This is a genomic window from Flavobacterium cellulosilyticum, assembly GCF_004349355.1.
Classification (GTDB): Bacteria; Bacteroidota; Bacteroidia; order Flavobacteriales; family Flavobacteriaceae; genus Flavobacterium; species Flavobacterium cellulosilyticum.
This window is the reverse complement of record NZ_SMFK01000009.1, coordinates 56,913-74,409: the sequence shown is the minus strand read 5'-3', so window position 1 is coordinate 74,409 and position 17,497 is coordinate 56,913. Positions and strand designations below refer to the sequence as shown.

Genomic DNA, 17,497 nt, shown 5'->3' with positions numbered 1-17,497 from the left:
GTTCAACTCTAATCCAAATTATTTTACCGTTGTAGCTATAAGAATCAGCGGTTTTATTTTACAATACATTCAAAATCTTGAGTCTCGGATAGTACTTTAAGCAAACAAACTAGAATTGGTAAAGATTTACACGATAGAAAAGTTATTTGATAATATAAAGTTGAAAATGTTTTTGATTCTTAAAATATGTAATTCCACTTATAGTGTATTTTTTATTTGTACACACAAACACAGACCGTTGTTCAACAGTTTTAAGTAAGCCACATTAAAATTTGAACTTACTAAATAAAAAAACAGCAGAAAAATTTACTGCTGTTTACTATTTTATTTAATGTTATATCAGTTTTTCAAAATTAACTTTTCGATTAGTTGCTAACTTTTCTCAATGATATACATTTCTACACCATTTGATACGAGTTATCGACGGCCTTAAAAAAATAGATTATAGTTTAATAATCTTTTTAACATAGGTCCCTGTAGATGTTACGATTACGAAATAATAAGTACCGCTATCTAATTTCTCAAGTGATACTGTATTTTTAGATTCTTTAGCCATCAATTGCCCTAAATTATTGTACACCTCTATTTTCTGTAAAACTGAAGTTTCAGGTATAGTTAGCGTCACACTATTTTTTGTTGGATTTGGATACGCTTTTATAAAATTTAATTTTTCAAAGGAATCAACTGTCAATGTGGTTCCACTTGCTTCTAATCTAAGGTAGTCATACATAACTTCACCACTGCTTGCTCCACCAACTCTACGTATTGAAAAGCTAATTGTATTAGCTCCTAATTTCAAATTACTAGAAGGAAAGTTAAAACGAACTTCTGCGAAAGCACCATGAATACCTTTACGAATCATAGCATTAGTAGCATTACCAGGAATCATCCCTGTTGAAGGCGAAGTTACATTAACACCATTTACATTCAGGATCAATGCAGCACTGTTATTAGTAGCTAATGCAACATATACAGATGCAGTTGATCCTACTGTTGGAGCAGTATCTAAATTAAAGTTTACATTCCATGTTGGATTTGAAATAGGAACATTAGTACTGCTAGGTTGTACAAAATTCCAATCAGTGGCCAAATTACTTTGACCTATGGTAAAGTCTACATCATTTGGAAATTCACTGATATAATCCATGAATTTTGCCCAATTTGGATTGGGATAGGTATTACTGGTCCACCAATCGGTTCCATGTTTGAATTCTGAAGCAGTTCTATCGGGAGTTCCCATTTCCCAAACTGTTGGTGCAACTCGTGTTGGAGTCCAATTTACCATTCCTAAAGCGTTTGTGTTGCCAGCCGTTACCGTTGTATAATTTGACAAAGAAAGTTGTCCAATTGCTTCAGGACCAAAGGCAAATAAGCTATAAGTGCCTGGTAATACATGCGGAATGCTAAAGTTACCATTAGAATCTGTTTTTACCCAAAATTGATAATTTTTACTCCATGCTTGAAAATTAATAACATTACCACTTCCGGTTGGCGGTATAGCAAGTCCAACCCATGTATTAGCTGCCGATGCATTGGGATTACCAGTGTCATTGATTACTAATTTACCTGTAACTGTTCCACGTCCGCTTTCTTTTGTATAAGCCGAATTATTATGCCAGCTAAAAGGCCATGCTTCTTGTTCCGTTTTGGCTTTAGCTTTTGCGTCTTCCCACAAAGTGAGGGAGGCATTAGCTGTGCCTGCTGGTACTTTGTTACAATAAATCAAGAATGGACCATAGGTTTTTTGCCAATCTTCACCGGCAGCAACAGCAGTTTCAGTGCCCTGCCCATAATGAGTTCCTCCTAGCATATTCAACAAAACAGGGGTTGAATGGCACATGAGTTCACGCTTCATTGGACCACCTGGATAATATTCTTTACTTGGAGCCGTAACCCATAAGCCTACATTATCAGCAGTACTGCTCCATCCCCAAGTATCAATGGCTCCAAAATCAGCGCTATAGTCATATTTGCATTCATATTTATTTTTAAAAGGTCCCGATGTAATCAAATAATTTTCTGGAGGTGCACCAGCAACAGCAGCTGTTGAGGCTGAGCCAGATGGTATAATTAGATTACGCAATGAATCAACACTCAACCAATCAAATCTTGGATTGGGATAGCTAGACATACGCCATTCTCCACCAGGATTTGCTGGATAGGAGGTAGGGTGCGTCAGAGTAGCCGCTGCATACAATCCAGAAACATTACGCTGAAGCGAATAGTAAACATCTACATCCATAGCTGCTGTACTTGATGAACCATTCCAGGTCATATGCAGCTTTATTTCAGCAGAATCAAAATTGTTCCCAGAAGGATTTGTAATTAAAGAATAGGTACATCCTGATGGATTTTGATAACTAGACATATTCCAACTCCAATAAATCGAACCACCATTATAACCTCCTTTTATTAATTCAATGCCATTATAAATAAGACTGGTAACAGCTGCATTTGATTTAGTAATTGTAGCATTTACAATTCCGTTTTTCAAATTCACTGTGGTGCCATTATCAACAACAATAACGTCACTTGGATCTAAAACAACAGTTTTATTGTTTTTTGAAAAAGAGAGCTGTACTGTTAGCATGCAAAAAATAAGAAGAGTAGTAATTCTAAAAGAAATCTTTCTGGAAAGAAACTTTGTAAAATCAAAAAGTAATTGTTTTTTCATAATATGGTTATTATTTAAAAATTAAATTTTATGATGTCCTTTGTTTAAAATTAATTTTAAACAGCTAATATTTGGTGTACAATTGATAAAGTCTAAAGTTTATTTCTTAAAAAAATGAAGATTAATTTATAGATATCAAAATTATTTAAATACTTGTCAAAGAGTATCCTGTCTCATCCTGCTTTCTTTATGTATTTTGTCATAAAAAAAATATAAACATGTAATTATCAATATCTCATGCATTTAATCAATATTACTATCAATTTTCTTTGTTATTTGGGATTTTACCTCTAAGTAAATTAAAAACTTAGCCGATAAGTTGCGCTTGAAAGAGTAGCATTTATTTTGAAATTTTAATAAAAAAACAATTTTAAAAATTCAAAATGAATTGCTTTCAGAAGGTTTAAATTATCTTTTTTCAACTTTAATTCGTTGTCCAAAATTGATAAGTAAAGCAGTAATCGCTACTATTCCTATTATTAATGGAGCATATTGAGTGTTTTTTAATATAAAAACAGCGATCCAATTTGAATGTCCTGAAATCCGTTCACTAATCCAAGCTAGTGCTGCTATTCCTGCTAAAACTGCCAAAAGGTTGCGCACATATTGGTATATTGAAGATTGACTTAGCAAAATAATCCACGGAACAGTAATGCCAATAACAAAAAGTTGCATCAATTCGATTCCGATATTAAAACCTAATATGCTCAAAACCATAGCATTTATATCAAGATTGAGATTTACTAGAATACTTGCGAAAGCCAAGCCATGAACCAAGCCGAAACCAGCCGCAACATAAACTTCTTTCCCAGGAAAAAGAGGGTAAATGGCATGTATAGCCGAAATTAAGATAGAAAAGGCAATCAGCACTTCAACTAGTTGCGAAGGTAAATGCAACCAGCCCAATGCACCGATCAATAAAGTAAGCGAATGCCCAATTGTAAAAGCAGTCACTATTTTTAGCAAACCGACAATACTATATTTTACACCTCCAAAGCCACCCCATTTTTTATGGCGTACTACAAGTGTAGCTGGTAATAATAAAACAAGCAAAAACAGCAAATGATCTGTTCCTTCTTTAATATGTTGCATTCCTAATTGTACCATACTTTTAAAACCCGTAAACCAGGTTCCATGTCCCAATTGTATCTTTAAAGGAGGTATTATTCCCATTTGAGAATCGAACGCGATTACGCCTATTTGTTTGGAATTTTCGGGTGCAATTCCTTTTTGCCAATCTTGTTCTACGGAAAACAAAATAGACTGAGTTGGGATTTGATGAAGTATAATATCACAATAAAGATCAAAATTTCTCAGACTTTTACGATTACTTGGTTTAAGATATATCGAGGCAATAACTTGCTTGTATTTGCCCACAATAGGATCTTCGTTTTCATTAATTAATATTGAAGCTACACTTACGTCCCATGAACTACGTAAGGAATCGGTTACCAGAATATGTTTTAAATAATACTGTTTTAAATGGTTTAACTCCATTAGCGATTGAAGCGAAATAGATTTTTTATAAGCGGTCTCTATTATTTCTAATGGAGAGCTGAATTTAATTAAAATCTGATCTTTTTCAACGATAAGTTGTGCTTTACTATCGGGTAAAGCATGTGCTATTGCCGTACCTTGTCCTAAAAAAAATAGCAATACGAGTAAACCTATAATTTTATTTTTGTACATATAAACTTTAAGCGTCGTAATTAATTAATTGATGTAAATTTTAATAAAAATTGGAATTAGAAACATTTAGGCATTTTAATTCATTGCAGTTAAGCTGTATTTTTTTTCTAAATACGGCGTAAGGGACTTATAAGGAATAATTGCCCAATCAAGAATGCTGCAATTTCCAGAAGGAAAAAAACCTAATAGCAATCCTTTCTTCGTTACCGCATATGCAGGTATTGCCCATGTATCTACTTTATTTAAACCACATACCGTGTTTTTCATTTTATCTGGATAAAGAGTTTTCAACATCGAAAATATTTTAGACGCAAAAACATACTTTCTATACTCAAAGGTCTCTTGAACATCATTTGCAGAAGGTTTCTTAGCTGTCTTTTTTCCAAACCATACTAGACTTTCCAAATCAATCTGTTTTCCACTTTGAATATCCAGTGTAACCAATTGCTGTGACTTTGAAGGATTTTGTCCTTTAATAATACTATTCGAAATAATTTTAAAGCTAATTAAATCCTTTGTCAAATACAGAAGTTCAGTTGATACTATTAACTCTTTTCTATCGGGCTTCAGATGATAATAGTTTTGTAGAAGTGCTAAGTGCATCGTCTCAAGAGCAACATTTAAACTATCTACTTTTAAATTCTTATTCAAACTTCGCAATCTAAAAAAGGAAATTCCCGATTCTTTTTCCAAGAACCAATCAATTGAAACATTCTTTAACGTTTTAGCTGTTTTAGTTTTGGTCAGGTTAATTTTCGAAATCTTGTATGCCTCATACGAATCAAAATCATTCATCTGTGAAAAATAATTGTATTTAGAGGTGGGGATATTAAGTATCGGATTTAGATTAATATTTATTTTTTTACCTGAACTATCAAGCCAATACCCTTTCCAAAAGCCATTTTTGCTTTCAGCAATCAATAACTCTTCTTTATTTTCTAAAGCTTTGTTCGCCGCTACGGATTCTGGATAGAACCGCCAAGCATTACCCATAATCCTGCCTTTAAAAAAACAATCTTTTTTGGCATCATCAAAAAAATAAGTCATGTCTCTAATAGGAGATTCATCATAACACATCATTTTAATAACTAAAGTCCTTTCTCCAACTTTGCCCTGAAGATAAATTATCTTACTAATATGAGCGAGTATTTCCCCAGAATTCATGAATGATGGTGCAAAATAGGCCAATATTAAAACTAAAATATATCTCATTTTTTTTTATTAAAAAAGGCGGCTCGTTCCTTTGAAGAACAGGCCGCCTTGCTTATTATATAACTCTTATTTTTGTAATATGATTTTTTGAGTAGTTTCACCTTCTTTAGACGTAACTTTTAACAAATACACTCCAGATGCCTCAGCAGAAATATCAAACAAAACAGTTTGATTTTTCCCTGTTAGTAAAACATCACGTTGTTTAACAACTTGTCCATTCAAAGCAACAATCTTTATACTTGCTTTTCCAGATTCCAAACTATTCAATTGTAATGAAAACAAACCTGAAGTTGGATTCGGATACGCCTTAATTGCAGATGATGAGATCTCTCCATTGGTAGGCGATAAACCTAAACTATTAGTCTTTGCAACATAAATATTGGGTGTAGGTGTTATAACGTTTCCTGTTGTAGGATCAGTAGCCATATCATACCCAATATAATAACTAGGATAAGGCGGCTGATTGTAAGCAGAATTTTGCCAAGCTATAGCAGTACGATATTGTGTGTCATGCATCAATGTGGGAATACGGTAATTGGTAGATGTGTTTGTAGTAAAAATAACAAGTCCAGTATTATCAGATCTTCTATATATTACTTCTTCTCTCCAGTCTCCAAAGATATCAGCCATTAAACAAGGATTACTTTTAGTACTATTGTTAGATGAAATAGGAGCTGATTGATAAATAGTAAACAAACGTCCTGCACTTTTAGTGGTTGGATTCCATTTATCTATATACGTTCTGTCTAAAAGTTCACGTCCAAGATCGCCATCCCACCATATTCCAAAATTATAAGAAGGTACAGATGTGCTTATCGAATTTCCCTTTGAATCATAAACATTCCCTCCTGAAGAGCCCCACATTTCATATCCTTTATAGTTAGGATCGATATCTGCAGCCATAGAACGTCCTACATCATCAGTTCCTGTAGCAATTCCCCAATTAGTACGTCCTGTTTTGGCATCGTATTGTCTAAGCCCCAATGGTGTATAATTACTTGGAGATTCTAGATTAATCCAAATTTCCTGTCCTGGAAGATCTAAATCCATATCAGTCATGTGTAAGGCATCGCCATGTCCCATGCCATACGTCCAAAGACGCTTACCATTATCGTTTACAGCGCTAGAACCATTAATTACCTCATCTTTTCCATCTCCATCTACGTCGCCTATTTGCATTTGATGATTTCCTTGACTAGAAAAAGCTTCATTTCCAGGGTCGCTAGTATCTTTGCTATCAAATTTCCAACGCATCGTAAGTTGTCCATCACGCCAATCATAAGCTGCACGAGTTAATCTATTATAATACCCACGACCTACTATCAAACTAGGTCTTGCTCCATCGAGATAGGCTACTGCAGATACAAAACGATCTTGACGGTTACCATAATTATCCCCCCAGTCTGCTACATTATCTCGTGATGGTTGATAGGTAACAGTTGACATAGCAGCACCTGTTAATCCATTAAAAACAGTTAGAAATTCAGGTCCTTGTTGTACCCAACCTGAAGAATTGCGATAATCAACCGTTGAATTACCAATAACTACCCCTGTTCCATCTACTGTACCGTCTGCCGTTTTTAAAATAATCTCGGCTTTACCGTCACCATCAAAATCATACACCATAAACTGATTATAATGTGGTCCTGCGTTCATATTGATTCCCAAGTCAATTCTCCACAATAAAGTACCGTCAAGTTTATAACAATCAAAGATTTGTTTACCACTATATCCTCCTGCATTATCATTTACAATAGTAGGATTCCATTTTAATATAATTTCATAGATTCCATCTCCGTCTACATCACCCACAGAAGCATCATTAGCTTCATAGGTATACGAACGTCCATCGGGAACGGTACCGCCAACTGGTATCTGAATAGGAACTGTCATTTGGTTACTTGCCCACACAAATACAGGAATAGAAGGTGTGCTTTCGACTCCGTTAACAATCGATGTAACACTATAGTTATCATTTGAGGCAGTACTAGTATCTAAATAATTAGTAGAATTTGTGATTGGCGATGTCGTAATCTTTACCCCATTGCGATACACATTAAAAGTAACACTAGAAGGATCTGTTCCTAGCATTCGCCAGCTTAAATATACAGTAGTAGTAGATTTGCGAACCGCCACAAGGCCTCTCGTTAAAAACTCCACTTGTCTAGGTGTAGTAACTACAGCATCAGGCACAACAAGAGTGTTCAGCCTAACCACCTCTCCGTAAGAAGTACCAGCACTATTAATAGCATAAGCTCTCGTATAGTATAAAGTTGTAGGTGTGAGTCCTGAAAGTGTTACCGAAAAATTTCCTGTCCCAACTGAGCTTGCTGCAACTTTTGTGTTTGCTGTAGTAGGAGTTGTATTAGAAATGCTATAAACAACACCTCTTTCTGTTATTGCCTGTCCAGCATTGGAGGTGATGTTACCACCACATTCAGCAGTTGTGGTAGTAATATTAGTTATTGCGTTTGTAGTAAGGACCGCTGGAGGAGGAGCAGGAACAAACCCTCTCACAATAGGTGTCGTTACACTACTTGAATTTGTCTTAGTATAGACAACATAGGGATATGGTGCGCTTCCTATGGCAATGGAAACGTTTCCTGTTGGTTCATCAATGCCATGTGCGGCAGTGACATCGAACAATTCTGTCCAAGTGCTGCCTTCTTTCTCTAACTTGTGTACTCTGGCTACTTGTAAATAAGAAGATCCACTGTATTTGTCTATATAAGAACAATATACATTACCTACAGAATCATTGATTAGGCTGATATATTGTCCATCTCTTGAAGAAAGAATTGATTTGCTACTCCAAGTATTTGCTGTTTTATCATAATAAATAACAGTAGTTTTGTTCGAACTGTTGATATCAAACATTGCAAAATATAGTTTGTTAGTGCCATAATTAGCAATGCATACTTGGCGAATATTACTAATAGGAGTAGGGTTTATGGTTTCAGTCCATACAGTACCATTAAAACTAAAAAGGGCCAAAGTTCCAGTAGTGTCTCCTGTTCCAGTTACGCTAGAATAGACTAACCAAGGTTTGTCAGTAGAGTCAATTGCTAAGCTTGGTAATGCAGCAAGACCAGCAGTTGCAGGACCAGTACCTACAGTTACCCATGAAGTCCCGTTGAATTGCTTAACATAAGGGATCATACCAACATCAGAAAAAGCAACATAAGGCGTATTAAATGAATCAAATGCGATGGAGAAACGCTGTCCTGAAAACTTAGTACTTGCTTGATTTACGTTACCAGTTGAAACATAAAGTGAATTACTATCTGCAGGATTTAAGGCATCCCATGTCCCGGCAATATAATCATATTTTTTTATTGCTAATTTAGAACCAGCAGAGAGATCAATATAAGCAACATATAAATTACCAGTCGGATCGGCATAAATTTGTGAATAAGTAGCACTAGAGGCTAAATCTGTACTAAGCTGTGTCCAAGTACCATCGCTCAATCGTTTCTTCACTTTGAGTACTCCACTTTCCGTATAAACGACATAAGGTGTAAAATTAACTCCATTATTCACAACGGCAATAGAAGTGTTGGAAGTAGCTAAAGCTGACACGTCACTCTCTTGTCCTATCACATTCCATTGCTGAGCAAGTGTGAATTGTGTATTCATTAGAATTAGTACAGTTAAAGCAGCAATCCCAAAAGATGTTTTCTGGAAAATAAAATTAGAAAAATTAAAAAGGAGTTGTTTTTTCATAAAATGATTTATAGGTAACAATTAGAATAATTTAATTTTTGTGGGGAGATTCATTAAACTTATTTTATTTAAAATAAGTTTAAATTATATATTTCAAAATTATTAGGTTAATTTTCAAATAGTATCCTGTACAATCCTGTCCATCTTTTTAAAATTTCATAAGGATTAAGATAATATAAATTAACTGTTTATTTGAAATAATTGGTTAGACTTTTTGACGATTTAATAAGTATTAGGAATTTGAATTTAATATAAAAATGATACTGTTACGAAATTATATAAGGCAAATCTTAATGAAATACCCTCAAATTGGAACCCTATAATACTTTATAAGTGTTAAATTATCAATTTTAAGAAATTTTAATCATTAACAAACACTAGATAAATGGGAAGTATTGTACCTCTTATATTGTTTGATAATTAATTAATCAGGATAGTACAGGATACTAATAAAATAGCAATTAAATATTTTTGATATTGAAATTTTAACGAAATATTTATTGAATATGTTATTTTTTAAATCATTTCACGTCTATTTAAAACAGAATTAAAAAAAAACATCAATTATCTTAATCTATTTATCATCCTTAAAAAAAACAAAATGAAAAAAAACTACTCTTTTAAAATTAACCAATTAACAAAAAATAGGGCTTTACTGTTTTGTGCATTTGGATTTATGGCAACCATAAACATCAATGCTCAAACTTGGACAGGAACAACTGATACTGATTATGCTACTGCTACAAACTGGGATACTGGAGTTGTTCCATCTGCATCTGCGGTGGTTATTAATCCAGCTACCAATAATCCTATACTAAGTAGCGCAACAACTGCAACGTGTACTACACTAGCGATAAATGCAGGTGGTAGTATAAATATCAAAGGCACACTTACACCATCTGTGGCGAACTATACAGGTGGTACATTAATTGTCGATGGTGGTAATCTAAATGTTAGAAGCAATCTGAATCTAGGTGTATTAAGTAATCCTGCAACAGTAACTGTAAATAGTGGAAATCTAAATGCAAAAAATGCTTTAATTATTTCTGAAAAAGGCGACTGTGTGTTAAATATTAATGGTGGATTAGTATCTGTAGATCAAAGCTCTAACGGTGGTGCAATAATTATTGGAGGCTATTATGCCGTTGGAACTGTGAATCTTAATGGAGGTATCTTAAAAACAAGTTCTTCAAAACTAGGTGTCGCAGCATTAGCAATTCAAGAACAGCCTACACGTACTGGTACGGGTTCTATGACAATTAACGGAGGAACTTTAGTTTTTACTAATGATCAAAAAGCATTTGTAGACGGTTATGTTACTGCGGGTAAAATTATTCCTGGAGTTGGCAAACATATCGTTGTTACCGTAGTACCTGCTATTGCAGGAGATGCGACAGCTACTCCACCCATTGTAGCGGTACCAGCAATGACAAATGTTACTGCCGAAGCTAATCTAGGACTTGATGCTAATACTTTAGACAATACTATTTCAGTTTCTCCAAACCCAACTAGTGGTAAAATCAATGTTAATAGTCCTTCTGCTGTAAAATTGATTTCGGTTATTGATTCTAATGGAAAACAAGTAGTATCAGCTAGTCATACAAATTCTGTAGACTTATCGAATCAATCTTCTGGAATTTATATTGTAAAAGTACAAACTGAAAATGGAGCAACTACTAAAAAAGTGATAGTGAAATAAATTACTAAAAATTTAATTTTAAAAAGGGTTTCATTGTAAAATGAAACTCTTTTTTTGTTTTAAAACCAGATTGTTGAGCGAATCGGTACTTGGGAAAATCACTTATACCAAAAACATTTGATTAAAATTTAATGATTAATGACATCCTACGATACAGGAAAGCACAGGATACTTATTATCTTCAACTCATTTACATTTAAAAGTTTTATAACAATAAATAAACATATGAATGATAGACATAAAAAAAATCCTTTTAATTATTCTTGTTTTGGTTGTAAAACAAGCTGTAATCGCTCAAGTAAAGCTACCTTCGCTAGTAGGTGATAATATGGTTTTACAACAAAATGCAATGGTAAATTTATGGGGATGGGCATCGCCAAATGAAAAGATAAACATTCAACTGGGATGGCAAAATAGTCCTATTGAAATTACTGCAAATTCCGAAGGAACTTGGAAAGTAGCTGTAGATACTCCTCAAGGCAGCGAAAAAGCATACAACATCACCATCGAAGCAACAAATAAAATTATTTTACATAATGTTCTTATTGGCGAAGTTTGGATTTGCTCCGGTCAGTCCAATATGTTTTTCCCTGTTGGCAGAGTCGAAAATAATTGGAAAACTGGAGTGAAAAATTATGAAGAAGAGATTGATAACGCCAATTTTCCAAATATTAGATTATTTACAGTATTGACTACTGCTTCTCCAAAACCATTATATGATGTTACAGGAAACTGGCAAGAATGTTCACCAAACAGCATCAAATCCTTTTCGGCTGTAGCCTATTTTTTTGGAAGAGATTTATATCAAAAACTACATGTTCCTATCGGTCTAATTTCGACTTCATGGGGAGGGACGAAAGCGGAAGCATGGACTTCTCAAGAGGTTTTAGAAGGAAATCCAGATTTTTTACCCATTCTTGAAAACGATGCCAAGAATGAAAAAATATACCAAGAAAAGCTGGAAAACTATTATTTAAATTTGAAAAAAGAACGAATCGCCAACAACAATGATTTGTCTAAAAGTGATATAAAAAAACCTAGGAAAGAAGACAATAAAACTTCCTATGTGTTGTATAATGCGATGCTGCACCCTTTGATTAATTATACCATAAAAGGGGCAATTTGGTATCAAGGAGAAAGCAATGCCGATCAACCTTATCTCTACCGTAGCTTATTTCCAGCTATGATTAAAAATTGGAGAGCCGATTGGAAACAAGGTGATTTTCCGTTTTATTATGTTCAAATAGCGCCACATAGGAGTCAAAATCCTGACATAAGGGAAGCACAGCTTATGGCATTGAAAACCGTATCTAATTCGGGAATGGTAGTGACAACTGATGTAGGAGATGCCAAAAACATTCATCCAATCGATAAACAAACCGTGGGACATCGATTGGCTTTACTAGCTCGTGCTAAAAACTATAATGAGCCAAATTTAGTTTTTTCTGGGCCGATTTATAATCACATGAAAATAAATAAAGATCGCATTCAATTATTTTTTGATTATGCTGATTCTGGATTAGTAAAAACCGGAGACTTTTTGAAAGAATTTGAAATTGCAGGAGAAGACCAAATTTTTTATCCAGCTGATGCCAAAATTGATGGAAAAACGATTGTAGTTTCTTCTCCAAAAGTAAAAAATCCAATTGCAGTTCGTTTTGCCTGGAAAGCAGTCCCAGAACCCAATTTGTTCAATAAAGAAAACTTACCAGCTTCCCCTTTCCGAACAAATGATTGGGATCAATTATGAGGATAATAATTTTCAATATAATTATAAAAAATGAAAAACATATTAATCCTGATATTAGTTTAATAATTCAATAAAATTAACTTTGATAGACTTAAAATAATAGTAAAAATCAAAATAAAAAATAATAACGTCCAATGGGTTACTATTAAATTTAAGATTTTTCACAATCATTTCAAACAATTAGTTCTATTTTTTAAACCACTTGAGTATGTATAAGTTTTTTTTAGTATCACTGTTATTTTTATCGCTTCAAAACGTCAGTTCACAAATAATAAAACCCATTTATAATGTGTCTGATTTTGGTGCAAAAGGAGACGGAAAAACAAATGATCAAAAAGCCATTCAAAAAGCGATTGAAGCTTGTGGTAAAACAGGTGGAACAGTAGTTTTAAAAAATGGAGTGTTCCTTACGGGGCAACTGAGTTTAGTAAATAATATGACATTGAATATTGATGCGACAGCTACAATTCTTGGAATTAAGTCTGATGATGAAAAAGATTATCCCCATCATTTGATAAAAACCCAGTATCCAAATCGGATGCTACAAGATTGTCAAAGAAGATTAATTTATGGCAATAAAGTCGAAAATGTAACTATTACGGGCGGAGGAACAATTAATGGTCAAGGAGATTATGAACCTTGGATGCACGTAAAAGAAATTGGAACAGAAAAAGATCGCCCTTCTATTCTGGCTTTTGTTAGGGCTAAAAACATTACTGTTTCGAATATTACCCTTATAAAACCAGCTTGTTGGACACAAGTTTATATCGAATCGGATAATATCATTATTAAAAACCTAAAAGTAAACACGGGAAGTCTAACACCAAATCGCGACGGAATAGATATTGTTGACTGCCATAAAGTTTTGATTGAAGATTGCTATATCGAGTCGGAAGATGATGGAATTTGTTTCAAAAGTGGTAGCGAATATGGTTGTAAAGATATCGTTGTTCGAAGATGCATTATCGATAAATTAAATGTTAATGCAGGCAATTGTTTTAAATTAGGAACAGATGGTTTAGGTTCTTACATGAATTTTGATATCTCTGAATTGGTATTAAAAAATGCTTTTCAGAATTCGGCCATTGTGATTGAATCAATGGATGGAGCTGTGATCGACAATATCAATATTAGAGATTGTTCGATTACCAATTGTGGTCAAGCTTTCTTTATTTTATTGGCAGACAGAAAAAGAACAGTGCCTGAGAGAAATCCACGAATTGGAACAATATCAAATATTTATATTAAAAATATAAAGGGAGAAAAGTTTACTCAACAATATCCATCAATTATAACTGGAATTAAAGGTCATAATATTCAAAACGTTCTTTTTGAAAATGTGGATTTAAATGTAAAAGGAGGCATAACAGCAACAAACCAAAATGTCATGGAATACGATGGTAAATATCCCGAAGGCAGCAAGTTTGGAGAAACTAATGCGCATGGCTATTATGTAAGACACACGGATGAGGTATCCTTTATCAATTGTAAAACGACAACAGAATTAAACGACAATCGTCTGTGGTTAATTCAGGAAGAAGTCAATAAAGTAACTATTAAATAATTGATTTTCAATTCAATTTATATGCAAAAATATAGTATTTTACTATTGCTTTTATTCTCTTTTTCGGTAAAAAGCCAAGTTTGGATGCCCGATAATGGGGACGGAACGTATAAAAACCCAATACTTTACGCTGATTATTCGGATCCGGATGTTATTCGAGTAAACGACGATTATTATATGGTTGCTTCTAGTTTTAATTGTCAACCCGGTATTCCTGTATTGCATTCCAAAGACCTCGTAAACTGGACAATCATAAATTATGTGTATGATAATCTTCCGTTGCAACGCTACGAAAAAGTACAGCCGGGACAAGGTTCTTGGGCACCTTCAATTCGATACCATAAAGGCGTTTTTTATGTGTATTTCTGTACTCCCGAAGACGGTCTTTTTATGGCTACAACCAAAGATCCACGAACCAAATGGGAATTAAATACTGTTCAGAAAGTAACCAATTGGGAAGATGCTTGTCCGTTTTGGGATGAAGATGGGCAAGCCTATTTAATTCATGGAGTGGTAGGAGCAGGGCCAGCGATTTTGCATATGATGTCTGCTGACGGAAAAAAACTGCTCGATGATGGTGTCATAATTTATCAGGATCTAATTAAACAACCTGTGCTCGAAGGATTTAAATTTATGGACAAGCGAGACGGTTATTACTATTTTGCTGCTCCAGCCGGTGGAGTAGAGGAAGGTTGGCAATCTGTTTTTAGATCAAAAAATATTTATGGGCCTTATGAAGAAAAAATTGTTCTAAGTCAAGGAAAAACCGCAATCAATGGGCCTCATCAAGGAGGACTCGTAGAGACACAAACGGGAGAATGGTGGTTTATCCATTTTCAGTCCAAAGGAGCCTACGGAAGAATAGTACATCTACAACCAGCAATCTGGAAGAATGGATGGCCTGTTATAGGTGAAGATAAAGACGATGACGGCACCGGGCAACCCGTACTTGGATTCAAAAAACCAAATGTAGGTAAAAGTTATCCAAAAGTAGGGCCACAGACTTCGGATGATTTTTCTTCTCCTGTTTTAGGATTACAATGGCAATGGCAAGCTGCACCAGATAAAAAATGGTGTGATTTAGATATTAAAAAGGGATTTTTACGCTTGAATGCAGTACCAAATATAACGGATAGTGGAAGTCTTTTTCATGCGCCTAATGTGTTGCTTCAAAAGTTTTCGGCTCCTTCGTTTACTGCAATAACTAAACTGCAATTTAATCCTGAGAAAGAAGGGGAAAGTGCGGGACTTACCATAGCTGGTAACACCTATACTTATTTATGTCTAGAAAAAGGGGCAACAGCAAACCATCTTACTCTTTTTGAAGCCGTTAAACTTCGTTCGCGAACAGTCATTCCAACACGGGTTGTAAGTATACCAATGAACACCAATACCATTTGGTTAAAAGTCGAAGTAGACGATAAACTAAATCATCAGTATTTGTACAGCGTAGATGGTGAAAATTATAGTTCTATCGGAAAAAGTTATGTTTCGCAAGTGGGCACATGGATTGGAGCCAAAGTCGGAATCACGTATATTAGTCCAAGTTTACTTCCGTCTAAAGGGTATGCCGATTTTGATTTCTTTGATGTCAAATAGTTTATAAATTAAAGAATACCGTCATTAAAAATGAGGTTTGCAACCATGGAAATTATTATAAATATGAAAAAGGTTAGATATTAAATATGAAAAAAATAAATAAGAGAATTAAAATAGTAGGTGCTATTGTATTATTCCATCTTTTTTTACCTCTTTTTGGTCAAAACCAGCCAAAAAATATGGAGGAAAATAACGCCGATAAACCTTTATATCGTGATAAAATATACGATGGAGCTGCTGATCCAACTTTGATTTGGAATAAGAAAGAGAAGAAATGGTTTATGTTTTACACCAATCGAAGAGCCAATATCGGGGGAAATGGAGTAAGTTGGGTCCATGGAACTCCCATTGGCATTGCCGAATCAAAAGATGGGGCGCATTGGACGTATAAAACCGATTGTAAAATAAATTATACCCTAAAAGATGTGACTTATTGGGCGCCCGAAGTCATCGAGAACAATGGAAAATACCACATGTACTTGACTATTGTCCCAGGTATTTTTGAAGATTGGTATCATCCGCGTTACATTGTTCATTTGACCAGTGAAAATTTAATCGATTGGAAATTTGAATCTAGACTAAACTTGGCTTCTGATCGCTGCATTGACGCCTCCGTTTTTCGATTGCCAAATGGCACTTGGCGGATGTATTACAACAATGAAAATGAAGGAAAATCCATTTATTATGCAGACAGCGTAGACTTGTATACTTGGACAGATAGTGGAAAAAAAGTGGTAAAAGATCGTGGTGAAGGTCCAAAAGTATTTCGATGGAAAAATAATAATTGGATGATAATTGATTCTTGGAAAGGCTTAGGTGTTTTTTCATCGGAAGATTTCGTAAATTGGAAACGTCAAGAACATAATATTTTACAAATTCCCGGAACTGGTCTAGATGACAAAGTGATTGGCGGTCATTGTGATGTGATCGTTCAAGGGGATAAAGCCTATGTTTTTTACTTTACACATCCTGGGCGAACACCTGAGAACAAAGGAATTGACAGTTATGAAACCAGAAGAAGCTCTATTCAAGTAGCTGAGTTAGAATATAGCAATGGCGAAATAAGTTGTGATAGAAATAAACGAGTAACGATAAAATTAACACCAACTAAAAAACAAAGAATAAAATGATACGTAACGCATTTAAAATGAAATTGAAAGCCGGTTTTGAACTGGAATACAAAAAAAGACACGATGAAATTTGGCCAGAATTAGCTAGTTTACTTACTGAAACAGGCATTCAGGATTATAGCATTTTTCTAGACGAAGAAACGCTAATTCTATTTGCGGTTCAAAAAATTAGTGCCTATTTTGATATGGATGTTTTGCCAAATCATCCCATTGTAAAAAAATGGTGGGCTTATATGGGAGATATTATGGAAACCAATCCAGACAATTCTCCTGTTGCAAAAACTTTAATAGAAGTATTCCATTTAGATTAATCTTATTATAACTGTCCGTTATTAATACTAAAAAAATATTTCAATCACGACCCGAGCCTGAAAGTGCGAACAGGCGTAGCAATTACACGAATTGTCACTAATTTTTTAAAAATTAAAACAGGAATTCGTGACAATTCGTGTAATTC

At 34.3% G+C, this 17,497-nt stretch carries 10 protein-coding genes; 6 read left to right on the top strand and 4 right to left on the bottom strand.

Annotated features, from left to right (window positions below):
* Nucleotides 1-442 precede the first annotated feature (442 nt).
* The 4 genes from E0F76_RS13185 to E0F76_RS13170 form a co-directional block, all read right to left on the bottom strand.
* Complete coding sequence (locus E0F76_RS13185; RefSeq protein ID WP_132006854.1) at nt 443-2,674, bottom strand: polysaccharide lyase family protein; 2,232 nt, start codon at nt 2,672-2,674, stop codon at nt 443-445.
* 408 nt (nt 2,675-3,082) lie between these two features.
* A complete protein-coding gene (locus E0F76_RS13180) occupies nt 3,083-4,363 on the bottom strand; it encodes a HupE/UreJ family protein (protein ID WP_132006851.1) in 1,281 nt (426 codons plus the stop codon).
* 75 nt (nt 4,364-4,438) lie between these two features.
* Nucleotides 4,439-5,575, bottom strand: a complete 1,137-nt coding sequence (locus tag E0F76_RS13175; RefSeq protein WP_132006848.1) for a hypothetical protein — start codon at nt 5,573-5,575, stop codon at nt 4,439-4,441.
* 66 nt (nt 5,576-5,641) lie between these two features.
* A complete protein-coding gene (locus tag E0F76_RS13170; RefSeq protein ID WP_132006845.1) occupies nt 5,642-9,298 on the bottom strand; it encodes a rhamnogalacturonan lyase family protein in 3,657 nt (1,218 codons plus the stop codon).
* 601 nt (nt 9,299-9,899) lie between these two features.
* Between E0F76_RS13170 and E0F76_RS13165 the strand changes: the two genes are divergently transcribed.
* The 6 genes from E0F76_RS13165 (at nt 9,900) to rhaM (ending at nt 17,351) form a co-directional block, all read left to right on the top strand.
* Entirely contained in the window at nt 9,900-10,997 is a 1,098-nt protein-coding gene (locus E0F76_RS13165) for a T9SS type A sorting domain-containing protein (protein ID WP_132006842.1), read from the top strand.
* 229 nt (nt 10,998-11,226) lie between these two features.
* Nucleotides 11,227-12,747, top strand: coding sequence for a sialate O-acetylesterase (locus E0F76_RS13160; protein WP_132006839.1), 1,521 nt, complete (start codon nt 11,227-11,229; stop codon nt 12,745-12,747).
* A gap of 208 nt (nt 12,748-12,955) precedes the next feature.
* Nucleotides 12,956-14,311, top strand: a complete 1,356-nt coding sequence (locus E0F76_RS13155) for a glycoside hydrolase family 28 protein (RefSeq protein WP_132006836.1) — start codon at nt 12,956-12,958, stop codon at nt 14,309-14,311.
* 21 nt (nt 14,312-14,332) lie between these two features.
* Nucleotides 14,333-15,910 (top strand): glycoside hydrolase family 43 protein, encoded by a 1,578-nt coding sequence (locus E0F76_RS13150; protein ID WP_132006833.1) that lies wholly within the window; start codon nt 14,333-14,335, stop codon nt 15,908-15,910.
* A gap of 86 nt (nt 15,911-15,996) precedes the next feature.
* Nucleotides 15,997-17,040, top strand: a complete 1,044-nt coding sequence (locus E0F76_RS13145) for a family 43 glycosylhydrolase (protein ID WP_246022060.1) — start codon at nt 15,997-15,999, stop codon at nt 17,038-17,040.
* Nucleotides 17,037-17,351, top strand: a complete 315-nt coding sequence (gene rhaM, locus E0F76_RS13140) for an L-rhamnose mutarotase (RefSeq protein ID WP_132006830.1) — start codon at nt 17,037-17,039, stop codon at nt 17,349-17,351. The genes E0F76_RS13145 and rhaM overlap by 4 nt, the downstream gene beginning before the upstream one ends.
* Nucleotides 17,352-17,497 lie beyond the last annotated feature (146 nt).